Annotated in this window: 18 protein-coding genes, 2 tRNA genes and 1 pseudogene; 7 read left to right on the top strand and 14 right to left on the bottom strand. The window is 38.3% G+C overall.

The features are described from left to right. Positions 1-3: 3 nt before the first annotated feature. From KZC02_RS14730 to KZC02_RS14700, 7 genes are all read right to left on the bottom strand, one after another. Positions 4-714: a response regulator transcription factor gene (locus tag KZC02_RS14730; RefSeq protein ID WP_221394781.1), complete on the bottom strand. Its 711-nt coding sequence runs from the start codon at positions 712-714 to the stop codon at positions 4-6. An 88-nt stretch (positions 715-802) separates the two neighbouring features. After that, positions 803-1,645: a hypothetical protein gene (locus KZC02_RS14725; RefSeq protein ID WP_221394780.1), complete on the bottom strand. Its 843-nt coding sequence runs from the start codon at positions 1,643-1,645 to the stop codon at positions 803-805. Between the two features lie 107 nt (positions 1,646-1,752). Next, a complete protein-coding gene (locus KZC02_RS14720; RefSeq protein WP_221394779.1) occupies positions 1,753-2,238 on the bottom strand; it encodes a gliding motility lipoprotein GldH in 486 nt (161 codons plus the stop codon). A gap of 53 nt (positions 2,239-2,291) precedes the next feature. Continuing rightward, a complete protein-coding gene (locus KZC02_RS14715) occupies positions 2,292-2,792 on the bottom strand; it encodes a hypothetical protein (protein ID WP_221394778.1) in 501 nt (166 codons plus the stop codon). Between the two features lie 33 nt (positions 2,793-2,825). Next, positions 2,826-3,623, bottom strand: a complete 798-nt coding sequence (locus KZC02_RS14710) for a (Fe-S)-binding protein (RefSeq protein ID WP_221394777.1) — start codon at positions 3,621-3,623, stop codon at positions 2,826-2,828. Positions 3,624-3,640: 17 nt separating this feature from the next. After that, positions 3,641-3,955, bottom strand: a complete 315-nt coding sequence (locus tag KZC02_RS14705; RefSeq protein WP_221394776.1) for a hypothetical protein — start codon at positions 3,953-3,955, stop codon at positions 3,641-3,643. A 31-nt stretch (positions 3,956-3,986) separates the two neighbouring features. After that, positions 3,987-5,312 (bottom strand): (Fe-S)-binding protein, encoded by a 1,326-nt coding sequence (locus KZC02_RS14700; protein ID WP_221394775.1) that lies wholly within the window; start codon positions 5,310-5,312, stop codon positions 3,987-3,989. Positions 5,313-5,566: 254 nt separating this feature from the next. Here KZC02_RS14700 and KZC02_RS14695 point away from each other — a divergent pair. Beyond that, positions 5,567-5,639, top strand: a tRNA-Phe gene (locus tag KZC02_RS14695). A gap of 140 nt (positions 5,640-5,779) precedes the next feature. Here the strand turns inward: KZC02_RS14695 and KZC02_RS14690 are convergent. After that, positions 5,780-6,067, bottom strand: a complete 288-nt coding sequence (locus KZC02_RS14690) for a hypothetical protein (protein ID WP_221394774.1) — start codon at positions 6,065-6,067, stop codon at positions 5,780-5,782. A gap of 208 nt (positions 6,068-6,275) precedes the next feature. Here KZC02_RS14690 and KZC02_RS14685 point away from each other — a divergent pair, with 208 nt between their 5' ends. Both KZC02_RS14685 and KZC02_RS14680 read left to right on the top strand, forming a co-directional pair. Then, positions 6,276-7,628, top strand: a complete 1,353-nt coding sequence (locus KZC02_RS14685; protein WP_221394773.1) for a TonB-dependent receptor plug domain-containing protein — start codon at positions 6,276-6,278, stop codon at positions 7,626-7,628. Continuing rightward, entirely contained in the window at positions 7,600-8,823 is a 1,224-nt protein-coding gene (locus tag KZC02_RS14680; protein WP_221394772.1) for a TonB-dependent receptor domain-containing protein, read from the top strand. Before KZC02_RS14685 ends, KZC02_RS14680 begins: the two co-directional genes overlap by 29 nt. 63 nt (positions 8,824-8,886) lie before the next feature. On the opposite strand, the gene KZC02_RS14675 is transcribed toward KZC02_RS14680, so the two are convergent. The 3 genes from KZC02_RS14675 to ubiE form a co-directional block, all read right to left on the bottom strand. Beyond that, positions 8,887-8,961 (bottom strand) — tRNA-Val (locus KZC02_RS14675). A 109-nt stretch (positions 8,962-9,070) separates the two neighbouring features. Next, positions 9,071-9,805, bottom strand: a complete 735-nt coding sequence (locus tag KZC02_RS14670) for a porin family protein (protein ID WP_221394771.1) — start codon at positions 9,803-9,805, stop codon at positions 9,071-9,073. Next, positions 9,754-10,476 carry a bifunctional demethylmenaquinone methyltransferase/2-methoxy-6-polyprenyl-1,4-benzoquinol methylase UbiE gene (ubiE, locus tag KZC02_RS14665; RefSeq protein ID WP_221394770.1) on the bottom strand — a complete coding sequence of 241 codons (723 nt, stop codon included), beginning with the start codon at positions 10,474-10,476 and terminating at the stop codon, positions 9,754-9,756. Before ubiE ends, KZC02_RS14670 begins: the two co-directional genes overlap by 52 nt. A 161-nt stretch (positions 10,477-10,637) precedes the next feature. Between ubiE and KZC02_RS14660 the strand changes: the two genes are divergently transcribed. Both KZC02_RS14660 and KZC02_RS14655 read left to right on the top strand, forming a co-directional pair. After that, positions 10,638-11,429, top strand: coding sequence for a hypothetical protein (locus KZC02_RS14660; protein WP_221394769.1), 792 nt, complete (start codon positions 10,638-10,640; stop codon positions 11,427-11,429). A 23-nt stretch (positions 11,430-11,452) separates the two neighbouring features. Beyond that, positions 11,453-12,028, top strand: a complete 576-nt coding sequence (locus KZC02_RS14655; RefSeq protein ID WP_221394768.1) for a hypothetical protein — start codon at positions 11,453-11,455, stop codon at positions 12,026-12,028. Positions 12,029-12,039: 11 nt separating this feature from the next. Here KZC02_RS14655 and KZC02_RS14650 read toward each other — a convergent pair whose 3' ends face one another. Both KZC02_RS14650 and KZC02_RS14645 read right to left on the bottom strand, forming a co-directional pair. Continuing rightward, entirely contained in the window at positions 12,040-12,558 is a 519-nt protein-coding gene (locus KZC02_RS14650; protein WP_221394767.1) for a DUF6265 family protein, read from the bottom strand. Between the two features lie 292 nt (positions 12,559-12,850). Continuing rightward, positions 12,851-14,744, bottom strand: a pseudogene (locus KZC02_RS14645) (amidophosphoribosyltransferase). Between the two features lie 324 nt (positions 14,745-15,068). On the opposite strand from KZC02_RS14645, the gene recO reads away from it, so the two are divergent. Continuing rightward, entirely contained in the window at positions 15,069-15,764 is a 696-nt protein-coding gene (gene recO / locus KZC02_RS14640) for a DNA repair protein RecO (RefSeq protein ID WP_221394766.1), read from the top strand. Between the two features lie 101 nt (positions 15,765-15,865). Then, positions 15,866-16,570, top strand: coding sequence for a hypothetical protein (locus KZC02_RS14635; protein WP_221394765.1), 705 nt, complete (start codon positions 15,866-15,868; stop codon positions 16,568-16,570). 372 nt (positions 16,571-16,942) lie between these two features. Here KZC02_RS14635 and lptB read toward each other — a convergent pair whose 3' ends face one another. Next, entirely contained in the window at positions 16,943-17,677 is a 735-nt protein-coding gene (gene lptB / locus KZC02_RS14630) for an LPS export ABC transporter ATP-binding protein (protein WP_221394764.1), read from the bottom strand. Positions 17,678-17,705 lie beyond the last annotated feature (28 nt).

Here is a 17,705-nt window from a genome sequence, read left to right as displayed (position 1 = left end):
TGGTTATTCGCTTTCGTTACTAAACATATACCCAACTCCTTTCAGGGTTTTGATATAACTGTCACCAAGTTTTTCACGCAGTTTCCTGATATGCACATCAACGGTTCTTTCCAGAACATAAATATCGGCACCCCAGATCTTTTGAAGTAACTCGTCCCTGTTGAAAACCTTATTTGGTGTTTGGGCAAGAAAAAATAGCAGCTCAAATTCTTTTTTAGGAAGAACAACAGACTTATCCGAGCCTTGCGTAACGGTATAATTTTTGCGGTTAATTACCAGGTCAAGAATTTCAATCTGATCTCCCGAGTCAGCTTTTTGGGCTTCTCTGCGAAATAATGCATTGATACGGCTCATCAAAGCACGTGGTTTGATGGGTTTTGTGATATAATCATCTGCTCCAACTTCAAAAGCTGCTACTTCCGAATACTCTTCCGAACGTGCAGTAAGAAAAAGTATGTAGGTATTTTTAATATCTGGGTTCTGTCGTAAAATCCGGCCCGTTTCGATACCATCGAGCTGAGGCATCATAATATCTAGCAAAATTAAATCCGGTAAAAATGTTTTTGCAATTTCAATTGCTTTTTTACCATTAGAGGCAGTTAAAACGGAATATCCTTCCTTTATAAGATTATATTCGAGAAGTTCTACAATATCTGAATCGTCATCAACTACTAATACTTTCGGAATAGAATGTATAGTTTTTGCAGTGCTCATTTTGTTTTTGTTATTAAATCGAGCTCAAAATTAACGGATGTGATTTTCACATTACACGTTTTGTTGCTTTGTTAACATAAACATAACATCAGCGATAAGTAAAGCGGAAGATCTGTTTCTGCTCATTAGTAACCAGCATATCCGAATTATTCAGGAATATAAGCGCTTCTGTTTGCTTTCTTACAATTCTGAAACATCCCAAAGGACGTTTGAAATTTATTTTGCCTTCTTCAATCCCGAAAAGCAGAATTTTCCCGTAAGTAAGTAATGCAAATGTCTTTCCGTCCGGACTGATATCTGCTGATGTCACCTGTGTCTTTATCCGGATGCTGTCTATTGGAGATATGGTATAATTTCCCTGTTCAGAAGGCATCTGATATAATCTTACATAATGATTGGCTGGACTTCGGTTTTTGGAAAAAAGGTATAAATTTTTCCTGCTGTAAAAAAATGCTTCACAATCGTAATTCAGTTTGTCCTCAGATGGAGGGAATTCTGTTTGATCAGCATAACTAAAAGTTATTTTTTCAGTGTCCGGTTTGTTTAACGGTACTTTATATACATTTAAATTACGTCTGGTATTGCTGTTGTTCCCAAAATCACCAATGTAAATAGTGCCGTTTTCATCACTTGTAAGATCTTCCCAGTCTGTATTTTGAGCGTTATCAACTTTTTTTACAGACAGAAGTTTGCCGGTGGAATCAATTTTATATAATTCTGGCTTGCCGCCACTATCATTATTGGTCCAGAATGAATTTGGATTATTACCTTTTACCAGTCCTGAGCTTTCGTTTGCAACATCAGGAAGTACACCGGTTTTAATGATTTTGTAATGCGATTTTATTCTCTCAAAACCATTCATTTTATGATCTGAGTGGCAGGAGCAAAACGCAGTTTTTACAGCAAACCACAGATATATCAGCTTATTCATAACTTATCATAAGAAGGTTTTGCGAAACTATCCGTGACAGGGCTGAATGATCAGGTTTTTCACGAAGCTTGGTGTTTCAGCCGTGGTACGGATCATCTGGCTAGTTACTATTTGACTCCTTTCCGGACTTTTTCCACGCTGATTCCCACACTTAGTACAAAGGGAAGAGGATTTTGACGCATGGATTGGGATAATGTAAACGTATATTTTCCAGAGTGGGGGAAACTGTAATTTTTCAGAAAAGGTACTTTGTGGTCAAACAAATCTCCCAGACCTTTGCCATATGGCTTACCAGTTATTTCACTGGAAACGAATAATTCTTCCAAAGCATTGGAAATCGTTTTGCCATCCGGTCCGGTTAATTGCCGGGTAAGATATAAGTTGTAATATGGGTATTGCAGTGTATTGCGGAATAAGTAATAAACGTTGTATTGGGCTGTTGTATCTTTAATTTCAACCTTAAATTCGGGTTTGTTTTTGATAAACCAAAGTCCATCTTTAATATCTTCATGTGCTTTGTAAACCACGCTGTCGTCGCACCCAAAAAGTAATACAGACAGAACTAGTGAAGCAATTAATTGAAAAACTTTCATTCGGGTTTATTAAGTGATTCACAAAGCTAATGAGCCTTATATTCCATTCAAAGTTAAATACTGTTCTGCTTTAGGAAATAACGGCTGAGCCAGGAGTGGGAGGCAGATATTTTCCAGCGTTTCATCCATTGGGCCTTGGTTCCAACCTGATTGTCAAAAATAATCGTAAAAGGTGTAATGATTTCGTCAGAAACAGCTTTTTTAATATTTGGTACCGCAATCGTTTGTAAGTTATTATGATTATCCAGATAAGCCAGAGAACGGTCAAAGAAATCAATATTCATTTGCTGCCCTATTTGTTGTAACCAATGTACCGATTTATCAATCGAACATCCGCTTGGCAGTTCATCTCTTTCGTCCACACCAATAACGACAAAGCGGTGCTCAAAAACTTTTCCTGAGGCTGTAAGCGGCTTTCCATGAGCTTCCCAAAGATCCAGTGCAGCTTTTAGTGTTTCAGTAATAATGCCTGTTTCTTCCTTGGAAAGTTCCCTATTAGCCTGGTAAACCCAAACGCGGGCTTCAAAATCCAGGTCGCTGAATGGTATGTACATGATTTCGTCTTTAATTAATTGTTGAACTCTTTTCTATAAACCTTCTGACTGCGCAATCAGTTCTGCAAGGTCATAGACTTTTACAGAATCTTCTTTTTCCTTGTTTTTGATTCCATCCGTCATCATTACCATACAAAACGGGCAGGCGACTGCAATAGTATCAGCACCTGTATTCAGTGCCTCTTCAATGCGTTCAATATTAATGTCCTTACTTCCTGCTTCCGGTTCTTTAAACATTTGCCCACCTCCTGCACCGCAGCATAAGCCTTTCACTTTACTCCTTTTCATTTCTACCAAATCAGCATCCAGTGCTTCCAGAACGTGGCGAGGCGCTTCGTAAATATCATTGGCACGGCCCAGATAACACGAATCATGAAAAGTAATTTTCCGGCCTTTGAATGCTTCACCGCCTTCTATCCTGACCCTCCCTTCATTAATCAGCTGCTGCAGGTATTCCGAATGGTGGATCACTTCGTAATTTCCACCTAATTCAGGGTATTCATTTTTTAGTGTATTAAAACAATGCGGACAAGCCGTAACGATTTTTTTAACTCCATACATATCCAAAACCTGAATATTGGACATTGCCAGCATCTGAAAAGTAAATTCATTGCCCGCCCGCCGCGCAGGATCGCCCGTGCAACTTTCTTCGGTACCCAAAACAGCAAATTTGACGCCTGCTTTATTCAGTATTTTCACAAACGCGACAGTAACTTTTTTATAACGGTCATCAAAAGAACCAGCACAGCCAACCCAGAAAAGCACTTCGGGAGTTTCGTTGCTGGCAGCCATTTCTGCCATTGTCGGCACTTTATATATTACCTCAGCCATTATTAAGTGTTATTTCATTATTTGATAAAATGCTGGCCACGCACCAGAAATACAATTATCATCAGATACATTAAAGGAATACTAATGATAATCGGAACGAGTTCATATTTAGTAGCAGAATATTTCCATGTTAGTAATCCTATTAAAATAAATAACAAGCCCATAATATTTAAAAATATTCCTGCCCACTTAAATAGTCCTTTCTTGTCTCTGATAAGAATAGGATTATTTGGAAAATTCTGAAGTAAATGTATAGCACTATTGATCCATATATAAATACCAGCACTCATACAGAAAATAGCCATCAGGCTAAAAATAATAAGTATTGCCATGACTATATTAATTAAAATGCCTTTACAAAGTTTACTTCAGTTCATCAGCCCAGTTCAATCGGTCGCCGGGTGAAAATTTCCATGGTGCCTGGTTTGTATCCAGATTTTGGAACATTGCATTCCAGGAGCCAGGAGCCTGTGCCTCGTCCATAACTTTATATCTTCTCAGTTGTAAAATAATATCAAGCGGATTGATCAGAATCGGACATTCCTGAACACAGGCATTACAGGTTGTACAGGCCAGAAGTTCTTCCTGAATGATATAATCTCCCAAAAGATTTTTGCCATCATCTACAAATTTCCCATCGTTAGCCTGCATAATTCTGCCGATGTCTTCCAGCCTGTCGCGGGTATCCATCATGATTTTTCGCGGAGAAAGTTTTTTGCCCGTAATATTTGCCGGACATGCGGATGTGCAACGGCCACATTCCGTACATGAATAAGCGTCCATCAAATTTTTCCAGCTCAGATCTGCTACGTCTTTCGCGCCGAAACGCTCAGGGACTACACTTTCACCGGTATCAGAATCAATTCCGAGCATGCTCTTTACCTCTTTTGTAATTTCAGGCATGTTGTTCATTACCCCTTTTGGAGTAAGGCGGGCAAAGTAAGTATTGGGAAAAGCCAGGGCAATGTGCAGATGCTTGGAATAAGTGACATATACGGCAAAAGCAAAAATACCCAGAATATGAAGCCACCATGCAAAACGTTCATACACAACCAATGAATTTTCGGTCCATCCTGTAAACAACGGTTTTAAAAACTGACTAAATGCAAAATCTCCGGTTATAACATAATGCGGGCTCCCCATTTCTTGTAAAACTGTATCTGCTACGTTCATCGTCAGGATTGCAATCATGAGCACAATCTCAAATAGGAGAATAATTTTTCCGTCCAATGCAGGCCAGCCATTCATTTCTCTGTGGCGCGACGGTTGCAAACGTTCTGTTTTAAGAATACTACGACGAATAAGAAAGATAACACACGCCACCAGCACGGCTATTGCAAGAAATTCAAAAAAACCAATTAGAAATGAATAAAAACCACCCAAAAATGAAGCGAAGAGTCTGTGCTGTCCAAGAATCCCGTCCAGGATAATTTCAAGTACTTCAATATTGATCAGCAAAAATCCGGCATATACCGCAAAATGCAGCAATCCGACGACAGGTCTGTCAAACATTTTCTTTTGGCCAAAAGCGATACGAAGCATGGTAAAAAAGCGCAATGCCGGCTGGTCAGTCCGGTTTTCGGATTTACCCAGCTCAATTGTATTTTTAATAATATGTATACGCTTAAAAACCAGCCATCCCATAATTCCGAGAACAACCACAAAAAAGATTTGCTGAATAATTTCCATTGGTATATAATTTATAATATTCTCAGCAAGTAACTAGTATGCTTGCATACTATCAACAAATATGGCAAAAATGTACCTGTTTCAAGATTTTTAGTGAAAAAATATTTTATTCAAAAAAAATAAAAATCTGATAGTGTGCTGTGTAACAATGTATTAAATATTTGGACAAATTATTTTTAAAATATTTCTTCCAAATACTTTGTATTGCAAAAAGAGACTTCTATTTTTGCAGTCCCAAAGGGTGCCAACTGAACGGTGATGTAGCTCAGTCGGTAGAGCAAAGGACTGAAAATCCTTGTGTCGGCGGTTCGATTCCGTCCATCACCACTTGGAAATCAAGCCGTTACGATGCAAATCGTGACGGCTTTTTTCTTTTGTTGTAAATAAAGTTTATGCATCAGCATTGCCCGTAAACAACAAAAGCCCGCTTTGCGAGCCGGGCTTTCATTTCACATCATAGATAATTCTTAATCTTCTTTCTTCTTATCTATCTTATCTTCCACTTTTTTTGCACCTTTTTTAACTCCCTTTTTAGTTGCATCATATCCTTTTTCAGCGGTTTCACCCACTTTGTCTGCACCTTTTGACACTCCCTTACCAACCGCTTTTGCATCCTTTTTAACTTCCGAACCTACTTTGTTAGCGGCTGACTTCGTCTTATCTGCGGCTTTGTCAGCTTTGTCTTGTGCAGTTTCCTGTGCGTATGAGAAAGTTGAAACTGCAATGAATGCGGCAATAATTAATAACTTTTTCATTTTTAAGCTTGTTAAATATTTTAATGATTTTACGGTCAGGATGTTTTTAACCCCTAGCTAATTTCATTTACAACAATCATACCAATATCCATGAAAAAAATAAATTATAACACAGTACATTTTTTTAGAATACGAACTATCATTTCAAACGAAATGAATTTTTTTATGTAGCGTTATGTATTTAAAAATATAACGTTATTAGCAAAACATGAAGAAAATTTTTACGATCATTTTATGTTTTAATACTTTTCTTGCAAAGGCCCAAAGTGAAAAGGATTCACTTAAAGTTGCCACATTGCAGGAGGTGGTGATTACAGCGTCCAGAATAAGCGAAAATATCCTGGTTTCGCCTGTAAGTGTGCAGAAAGTAAACCGCTCTGCAATTGCTTTATCCCCGGCACTTTCTTTTTTTGACGGACTGGAAAATGTACAGGGTGTGCATATGATCACACCATCGCTGGGTTTCAAAGTGCTTAACGCACGGGGTTTTTCCAATACTACAAATGTTCGTTTTGCGCAATTGGTAGACGGTATGGATGTCCAGTCGCCGCATATAGGAGGTGCTATCGGTAATTCACTGGGCCCGACAGACCTGGATATTGATAATGTGGAAATTTTGCCTGGTACCGCATCAGCATTGTACGGAATGAATACAGTGAATGGGCTGGCCAATTTTTTTACAAAAAATCCATTTACTTCGGAAGGTTTTTCAATCCAGCAAAAAACGGCTGTCAACCATTTAAATGACCGGTATAGTAAAGCAAAGCCATTTACCGAAACGACATTACGCTATGCAAAAATATTATCAGAAAAGTGGGCATTTAAAATAAACGGAGCTTTTACCAAAGGTTACGACTGGATCGCATCAGACCAGACAGAATTAAATCCAAATGCTAACAGCAGTACCAGCTTGTTTGGAGCAGATAATCCTGCCCAGGATCCGGTAAATAGCTATGGCAACGAAAGCTCAGACAGAAAAACGATAACACTTGGGGGTAAAAAATATGTGGTTAGCCGTACAGGTTATCAGGAAAGAGATGTTGTAAATTATAATCTTCAAAATATAAAAGCTGACGCGGGTATATATTATAAAATTGCACCAGGTGCAATGCTCACCTACACCTATCATTTCAGCTTGCTGGATAATGTGTATCAGCGGGCCAACCGGTTTCGTTTGCAGGATTATTTATTGCAGCAGCATGGCCTGCAATATCAGTCCAAATCAATTCAGGCAAAGCTTTATGTTAATACAGAGAATACAGGGAAATCCTATAACCTGCGTTCTATGGCAGAAAACATGGATAGAAGTTATAGGTCGGACAATATATGGTATACAGATTTTACTAATGGATTTAATCAGTCTGTTTCTGGTGGAGCAATCGTAACTGAAGCATTAAAACAGGCGAGAGTACTTGCGGATGCAGGGCGTTACATTCCGGGCACTTCTGCTTTCAATGATCAGCTAAAAAAATTGCAGGATATCAACAACTGGGATGTTGGTGCGGCTCTTCGGGTAAAAGCAAGTTTTGTACATGCTGGAAGCGCAGGTAAATCTTACTGAAAGTTATTTGCAGTCGTTAAAAACCAAATATGATATTGATCTGTTAGTGGGCGCCGACCACAGAACATATATCATTGTACCTGATGGAAATTACTTTATTAATCCTGAAATGGGAAAAGAAAACAAAAATATCAATTATGGGAAAACAGGTGGATTTGTTTCTATCAATAAAGGGTTACTCCAAAATAAGTTGAAATTGGGCGTTATTCTGCGGGCCGACAAAAACGATTATTTCTCCACAACGTTCAATCCCCGTTTATCGGCTGTATATAGTCCAGCTTACGATCATAACATCAGAGTGTCATTTCAAAGCGGATATCGTTTCCCAAGCATATTTGAAGCATTCAGCAATGTAAATAGTGGCGGTGTTAAACGTGTAGGAGGATTGCCTGTCATGTCTTCCGGTATTTTTGAGAACGCCTGGCTGGCTACATCTATTACGGCATTTCAGCAGGCGGTACTGGCTGATATTAATCAAAACGGGTTATTACAAGCCGCTGCTATTGAAAAAAATAAAGGATTGCTCAAGAAAAATCCTTATTCCTACGTAAAGCCGGAGCATGCGCAAACCTGGGAAGCAGGTTATAAAGGTCTTTTCTGTGATAAAAAATTATATGTAAATGCTGACATGTACCTGAGCAGGTTTAACAATTTTATCGCACAGGCCAATATGAATGTGCCCAATTCAAAGGATGTGGCTTTAATTCCTGCCGATTTGTACGATAAAACAAAACAATCACCTTACAGAATGTATACCAATTCGCAATCTGTTATTTATAACTACGGGTTTAGTGTAGGCCTGAATTACCAATTGCCAAAAGGCCTGATCATAGCAGCCAATACTACCTTTGCTAAACTTAAAAATGCAGAAAAGCAGGATGGTCTTGAAGATGGCTTTAATACACCGCAATGGATGTACAATGTAACTGCATCAAAGAAAAATTTACTGGAAAATCTGGATGCAACTCTGGCATATAAATGGCAATCGAATTATTATTCCCAAACGTTTTTGGTCAATGGTAATGTCCCTTCCTATTCAAGCCTGGATGCGCAGATTACTTATCGTCTGCCCGAGGTAAAATGTAACATCAAAATAGGCGCAAGTAATTTGCTCAACCATTATTACCGTTCATTTTTAGGTGGCCCGTCTGTTGGTGGTATGTATTATGTAACGGTGGGATATGGGATCAAGTAAACAGGAATTAACTTAAAACAAAAAAACACTCACAGCACAATGCTATGAGTGTTTCTGTTACTGTGGGAGTTGAGGGATTCGAACCCCCGACCCTCTGCTTGTAAGGCAGATGCTCTGAACCAACTGAGCTAAACTCCCTTTTCCCCGTCGTTTGGGAGTGCAAATATGTAGGACTGATTCTGATTATGCAACTATTTTTAGAAAAAAAATTAAAATAATTTTTAACCAATTGATTATCAGTTATTCTTTATTCGAAGTTTAAATAGAGCGTAACGGTGTGTGTTGTCATTTTATCAAGCCCTGATCCTACTGATCCTTTTACGGGCCGAAAAACATTTGTGAGTCCATGAGAAAAACGTAATTCTGGTGCGAATTTGAAAAATTCAAAAAACTGTTCGAATCCTACGCCATAATCTACGGTGAAATCAGTCGATTTTGTGGCCAGTGTTCCTCCTCCTCCATTGCTGCGTTTTACATTGGTTTCGATTCCTACTGTCGCACCTGCAATCATGTACATTCTGGAATTTCCCCGGCGTTGTGATTTATATTTCAATAACAACGGCAATTCTATCCACGTCGATTCCCTTTTTTCTATTTTTTCGGTTCCATCCGGATAGCTGAATTTTACCTGACGTTCGTATAAAGAAACGGATGGTGTAGTCCTGATATCGAAACGATCATTTAAATACGCATTGATGGTAAAACCCATGCGAAAAGCAGCCTTTATCGGAGACTGTATCAAATAGGCTGAATCCTTTGTTACAAAATCATTATTATGTTTCAGTGTAAAACGGGTAAAAGGAACAGCAAACAAAATCCCGTAGTGAATGGGCTTATCATCATAGTATTCCAGATGTTTCCGCTTGTATCCTATACCCTGTGCACTTATTTCCTGCATGGCTGTACATAACAGCAGCAATGTGCCAATAATTACTTTTGACCTGTGTAAATGGTGCAAATCCCGAAGGTTAATGGTATGCATTTGGTGTTTTTAAAACCTGCTTTTTTAAATATTTCAAGGAAAGCTTCTCCGTCCGGAAACGCCTGAACAGATTCGGGCAGATACGTATAAGCAGAGCTATCCTTCGAAACGGTTTTTCCTATTAATGGTAATATGTATTTGAAATAAAAATTATACAACTGTTTAAACGGAAAACTGCGTGGTTTAGAGAATTCCACAACTACACATGTTCCGTCTGACTTCATCACGCGGTTCATTTCAGTAAGTCCGGCTAACAGATTTTGAAAGTTTCTTACTCCAAACGAAACGATAACTGCGTCAAAATAATTGTCCGTAAAGTTTAAACTTTCGGAATCACCACTTTGCAGCGTAATAATATCCTGCTTTCCCAGCTTTTTGATTTTCTCCCGGCCCACGGCAAGCATTCCCTCGGATATGTCTACACCAATGATTTTTTGGGGATGAAGCGATAAAGCCTCGATTGCAAAATCTCCTGTACCACTTGCAATGTCCAGAATCACTTTTGGTTGCTGCTTGCATAACAGCTTTATCGCCCGTTTGCGCCAGTAAATATCCACACCGCCACTTAATACATGATTAAGCAAATCGTATTTAGGCGAAATATTATCAAACATCGCGGTTACCTGCTCCTTCTTACTGCCGTCTTTGTCTTTATATGGTACTACGCTCATTGCGGATTATATCAAATTAATAATATTCAAAATTAACAGTAATTTATGGTTCTCCCGCAGGTGGTAAAAGTTATGTTGAGCTGGTAAACTTTGGCCTAATGAAATAATCCTTAATTAATAAGGAAATTTTCATATTTTCCATAAAATTTTCATCAACAAATATGAAGCATGTCTCTCTACACTTTATTGTGCTGGTCTTGCTATATGGAACAGCAGACGCGCAGCAACGAAAAAAGGATACAATACCTGCAAAGCGTACATTTACTAAAACGATCAGAACAGAAATATCACCATATTCGTTGACTTTAAGAGCCGGGCTTACACAATTTTTCGGTGAGTTAAATGAACAGAACATGCAGGGTTCTTTTGGAATTGGCCTGGACCGCAAGCTTAATAAAAGTGTTTCCCTAGGCCTGGATTATACAGCGGGTAAAGTTGGAGGACAAAAGACGGAGCTATTCAATTCCTATTTCATCAATGAATATAATACGGCTGAAATACTTATTAAATGGAATTTGACAGAACAATTTACACACCAAAAATCTCAATTGTGTAATATAAGCGTTTATGGTGGATTGGGTCTGATGTTTTTCAACGCTCATACTTATGATTTGACCACAAATGAGTTGCTTCGGTTTACCAATAGCGAATCTAGTAAGCGTAACCAATTTTTTCTGCGTTGGGGAAATCCACACGGACGTTCAGGAATTAATAAGACACGTGAAGGGATTATACCTGTTGGCACCTCACTGGATTATTGCCTTTCCGAAAAATGGAGAATTAGCATGGATTACAGGTTCTATTTTATCCGTACGGACAAAGCCGATGCAACTTCCGGGCAACGGCTTATTAATCCGGAAGAGGAAGATTCATATAGCGGTACACCCAACGACAAGTTCAGTTTGCTGTCGGTTTCCATAACTCATAGCTTTGCAAAGCCAAGAAAACATTAATTTTTATTTCAATTAGTTATAATTTGGATACGATTAAATACCGTTTTTACCCGACCCTGCTTAACCTTTTTGACAGATATCAAAAGGGCTATGTTAATGATACAGATCTGATTGACAGAATTAACCGCATCCCTATTCCTCAGACTGAGGCACAGTTCAAAGGTTCTTCCTTCGAAGAAGCTGCAATAAAAGGAACAGATGAAGAACTTTTTGATCCCGGGATATTAATGAAAGTAAGGGCTCTTTTGCCCCGGCCAATGGTAAAAACGCAGGTTTATTGCGAATATCAGGTAGATGATATTTTGCTGTATGGTTATGTGGATGTAATTGGCAAAATGCTTGCGGTTGATATCAAAACAACTGGCAAATATGTACCAGGTTATTTTTCGAAAAGTCATCAAAATTTTTATTTGCCTGCATTAAAATCAAAAGGAATTCGTACGCTTAGATATGTGATTACGGATTTCCGGGAAGTTTATCAGGAAGATTATGATCAGTCGGTAGATTTATCTTTTCAACTGGCACAAATAAAATCTTTTTGCGAATTCCTGGAAGAAAACCGCAAAAGGATTACAGATAAAAGAATTTTTAGCGTGTGAGCAAAAACGGGTCAGGGGATTTTTTTAAATATAAAAAGATCCTCAAAAACCCATTTTGGACTACCGCTTGTTCCCTCTTCCAATTTTCCACGTTGGATTACAAGTTGTGTTTGTGTACGCCTTTCGTATATGATTCGTACGGTTGCGTCATCTTTTTCAAATAAGGCCTGGTTCTTTTTGGCCTCAATAAAATTATATGTATCCGATATTTCTTTTTCTTCAAGAGAAATCATGCCGGGTTTGAAATGTTTTACATGCGCTACCGGCCCTTTTTCTGTTTGTTCAAATGCGAATAGTTCGTAAAGTGTTGGTTTATCATCTTTAATCATACGGATAAAACCAACGATATTATTTCCTTCCGGAGCTGTCCAGGATGCTTCAATGGTACCGCCGTTAAACGGGCCTTTCCAGCGGCCATCCAAAAAATTGATGTCATTTAATGTGCCTGGTTTTACAGTTTGCGCATGGCTGTTTAAGGCAATAAACAAAATGAAAGCAAGAACAAACGGAGAAAGTTTTAATCGGATCATAAGGATTTAGATAGATTGTAAAAAAATGCAATTTAACTAAGAGCCTGTTTAAAATTCATTATGTAAAATTGTTTATGTTATTTTTTGAGTAAATCTGCGCCAAATTTTTTCGGAATAGCCCGCTATTCCTTCAAAAATTTGTCTTGCTTCCTTTAAAAAATAAGCGATAAACAATTTTACATTCTAAATTTAAACAGGCTCTAAATATGAATATCGCGTTTACAGCATTGCAGTTTTAAAACAAAAAAGCCGCCCCTGAAAGGAACGGCTATGTAATAAGAGCTGAAATTATTTAATATGCTCTTTCCAGGTTTCCTTCGTGGGAGTTGGCAAAAGCTTTGTTAACAACTTTATTTCCACCCAATGTTGGATAATTTCCTGTAAAATACCAGTCGCCCAAATGGTTAGGACAGGCTTTATGTAAATTTTCAACTGTTTGGAAAATAACTGAAACTTCTGCGTTTAATCCTTTTGGACGAATAATCTGGGCAATTTTATCCGAAATTTCTTTATCTGTAAATGGCTCGTATAAAGCTTTAACGTAATTGGTATGATACGGATTTTTAGTGGCGATAGACGTTACACTTTGGGTATAAACATCCTCTAATAAATAATCCAGATCGCGTTCTTCCAATAATTTCAGCACTGCCCTGAAAGCGACAAAATCTTTCATTTTCGACATATCGATACCGTAACAGTCAGGAAAACGAATTTGCGGAGCGGAAGATACCACCACAATTTTCTTTGGGCTCAGACGGTCAAGCATTGTTAAGATACTCTTTTCCAGTGTTGTACCTCTCACAATGGAATCGTCAATAATCACTACAAGTATCTACATTTTTACGAACCACTTCAAAAGTAGTATCATAAACGTTAGATACCATGTCATCACGAAGTGCATCCGCGGTAATGAAAGTCCTGGATTTTACATCCTTGGTTACCAGTTTTTCAATACGAGGACGGAATGAAAGCACTCTTTCAAGATCAGCTTCAAATAGAATCCCTTCCATAATAGCCTGCTTACGCTTCTTGGCAAGATATTCTTCCAAACCCTCAATCATTCCTAAAAATGCAGTTTCAGCAGTATTTGGAATGTATGAGAATATTGTATTTTCAAGGTCATAATTGATCTCTTTTAAAATCTGCGGGATCAATAATTTTCCAAGCTGTTTGCGTTCGTAATAAATATCCGGATCAGTGCCACGCGAAAAGTAAATGCGTTCAAAACTGCATGAACGTTTTTCCAGACGTGGAAGAATCGGGAACTCATTGTATTCTCCGTGTTTGTCAATAATTAATGCAGAACCAGGAGTTATTTCTTTAATTTGGTTGTAATCTACATTAAAGGCAGCTTTAATTGCTTGTTTTTCAGAGGCTACCACAACTACTTCATCATCTGCATAATAAAATGCCGGGCGAATCCCGGCCGGATCCCTGATCACAAACGAAGCTCCGTAGCCTGTCAGGCCACACATGGTGTAACCTCCGTCAAAGTCACGACAGGATCTGTAAAGCAGGCGTTGTAAATCTATATTCTCTTCAATAACATCAGAAAGAACAGGATTTTCATAAATTCCTTTAAAACGTTCGAACACACGCTGGTTTTCTTCATCCAGGAAATGTCCTATTTTTTCCATTACTGTTACTGTATCTACTTTCTCTTTCGGGTGTTGTCCCAGAGAAACCAATTTACCGAAAAGCTCATCAACATTAGTCATGTTAAAATTTCCAGCCATGACCAGGTTACGGCTTCTCCAGTTACTTTGGCGAAGCATGGGGTGACAGTTCTCTACCTCATTGGTACCATGCGTTCCATAGCGCAAATGACCAAGCCAAACTTCACCAGTAAACGCAAGGTTTTCCTATAGCCATTTAGCATCGGTAGCCTTGTCGCGGTTATCTTTAAGGCCCTTGCGGAATTTCTTATGAATTTTTGAAAATATATCAGTAAGTGGCTGATTTTCAACTGATCTGTAACGGCTTATATATCGTTTTCCAGGAGGTACATCGATTTTGATGTTGGCAACCCCGGCTCCATCCTGCCCCCGGTTGACCTGTTTTTCCATCATTACCGAAAGCTTGTGAACCGCGTATAAAGGCGTATCGTACTTGTCGATGTAGTGTTGATATGGTTTTCGAAGGCGAATGAGTGCAATTCCACACTCATGCTTAATGGCGTCGCTCATGAGAAGAAAAATAGGTTAGAAATATATTCGTTTGCTGTCTGCAAAACTTATTCCTTTTAGTATCTGGTTAACGAAGGTAACACATGGTTTAGTTCGCTAACCTGTACAAAGGTACAAATCCTTTCTCTTAAAAATCTTCAAATTCTTTCTATTATTAAAGCCTTTTTCCTGATTACAGATATAAGTATGCAATAACCGCTTAAATGAATACTACATTAAGTATAAATAAATGCAGATTAAAATTTTCATGCCCGTTAATCACGGTTCGTAGTTGAAGTCAATAGTTTACGTACCTATCTTTGATTATGATTAAATTGAAATGTCATGCTGTATAAAACCAGAGGTGTTGCCCTAAGTTACATCCGGTACCGGGAGTCTTCCATTATCGCTAAAATATATACTGAGGCTTTTGGTATACAGAGTTACATTGTCAACGGTGTTAGAAGCAGCAGTTCTAAAACCAACAGGATAGCTCTTTTTCAGCCGCTTACTTTGTTGGATCTGGTAGTTTATCACAAAGACAAACAGGATACTGTTCACCGCATTTCCGAAATTAAGTGTTACCATCCGTTCGCAAGCTTACCTTATAATATCACAAAATCGAGCCTCTCATTATTTGTTACAGAAATTTTGGGAAAAACGCTTCGGGAAGAAGAAGCAAACGAGCCTTTGTTTAATTTTATCGAGCAATCAGTTTTGTATCTGGACGAGGCTGAAACAGGGTATGAAAATTTCCATATTCAGTTTTTATTGCATCTTGCTTCTTTTTTAGGCTTTGGTATAGAAAACCTGAGGGATCTGGAAAATGAATTAAAAAATCATCATTATCCGCAAATTGCAGATTCACTGGAATTAAATGCGACAAATCAATTGCTTTTACATGGTTATGGAATACAGATATCTCTAGACAGAGCCAGGCGTATTTCAATTCTGGAAAAAGTACTCTTTTTTTATAAGATACATATGGAAGCTCTGGGGGAAATCCGTTCGCTGGAAGTGCTTAGTGAAGTTTTAAGGTAATACGTTTTAGTCCTTTTGGGCTCTTTAAACCTGTACTTTACTTCATTTCTATATTGGCACAATTTTGATGAATATTTAAATCCACACTAAAAACGTATATAATGAAACATTTACTAATAGCAGCCTTCTCTCTAGTCAGTGGTCTGGTAATGGCACAGGTTCCTAAGGGTGCCTGGAAATCACAGGAGCCAACCGGAAGCACTTCCACTCTGATTGTAGCAGATAATTACCTTTCTATTGCTTCATACAGTGTCAATAATAAATATTTTGAACGCGCGGAAGGCGGGCCATTTACCATGAGCGGAGATCAAATGACTTACACACCCGAATTTAATTCTGCTGATACCAATAAAATAGGAATTCCAATCGTCTTTACTGTAACTAAAAAGGACGATGTTCTGACTTTACGTTATGAGGAAGCAATGGTATGGATGCTGGTAGACGATGCAGCAAATACGCCCATGGCTGGTGCATGGCATATTAAACAAAAAGCTGCTGATGGACAGGGAAATCTAATAGAAATCCATCAGGAAGGAACCCGTAAAACGCTAAAACTTTTATCAAAAACACGTTTTCAGTGGTTTGCGATTGATCCGGCAGTAAAAGGATTTTACGGAACTGGCGGCGGAACATATTCCGTAAAAGATGGGAAGTATACCGAAAACATCCAGTTTTTTTCAAAGGATAATAACCGCGTTGGGAACAGCGTAAAATTTGAATGGAAACTGGATAATGGACGCTGGGACCACAGTGGTAAAAGCAGTGACGGGAAACCACTTCATGAAATCTGGGAAAAAATTCAGTAAGACCGGGCAATGTAAATGGTTACTTATTTAGATTTCTTCAAAATAATTTTTAAAAATGTTTTGAACCATTCTAAATAGGTACTACATTTGTCTTAAACATTAACACAGAATTTAATGAGTGCTTTGCTTTTGGAAGAACCAGTAATTTATTCCGATCAAATGAGTTGTTGGTCAAAATCAATCGGTAGTGGTGATGAATGCGTCTTTAAAAAGTGCTGCGAAAAATATAAAAAGAAAGGTAAACACTGTAAAAAGTGCCCCAAAAAATAAAGAAGGTTTGATCTTCAAAGATATGATCTAGTAAATACAGTTCATGGTGAATAATTGTAAGAGAGGGAATGCCGGTGAGCGTTCCCTTTTCTATGTTATTGTTTATACAAACTTCTTTTTCAGTTCAAAATTTTGTCCTAAATAGACTCTCCTTACTACTTCATCTTCTGCCAATTCCTCAGCACTGCCTTGTTTCAGTATTTTTCCTTCAAAAAGTAAATAAGCCCGGTCTGTGATCGACAAAGTTTCGTTTACGTTGTGATCTGTGATCAGGATGCCAATATTTTTATGTTTCAGCCTCGCTACAATACTTTGAATATCTTCAACGGCAATTGGATCGACACCTGCAAAAGGCTCATCCAGTAAAATAAATTTTGGATCTACAGCCAGTGCACGGGCTATTTCTGTCCGCCTTCGCTCTCCTCCTGACAAAACCATTCCTTTGCTTTTCCTCACATGCTGTAAATGGAATTCTTCCAGCAGTTCTTCTACTTTTAATTTTTGGTCATTCCGGGAAAGATCGGTCATTTCAAGTACTGCTTTTACATTTTCTTCCACAGTCAGTGAACGGAATACAGATGCTTCCTGTGCCAGATAGCCAAGTCCAAGCCGGGCACGCTTATACATAGGAAGACTGGTAATGTCTCTGTCATCCAGATATACTTTTCCGCTGTTAGGTTTTACCAAACCTACTGCCATATAAAAAGACGTCGTTTTTCCTGCTCCATTGGGACCCAATAATCCAACAATTTCACCTTGTGCTACCTGGTAACTGACATTGTCGTTGACAAGTCGGGCTCCGTATTTTTTAACAAGGTTCTCGGTTCTTAATATCATTAGCTATTCAGTCTGATTCTTTTGCTGG

Origin of the sequence: Dyadobacter sp. NIV53 (assembly GCF_019711195.1) — a bacterium.
In the GTDB taxonomy this organism is placed as follows: domain Bacteria; phylum Bacteroidota; class Bacteroidia; order Cytophagales; family Spirosomataceae; genus Dyadobacter.
This window is presented reverse-complemented; position numbering and strand designations above follow the sequence as displayed.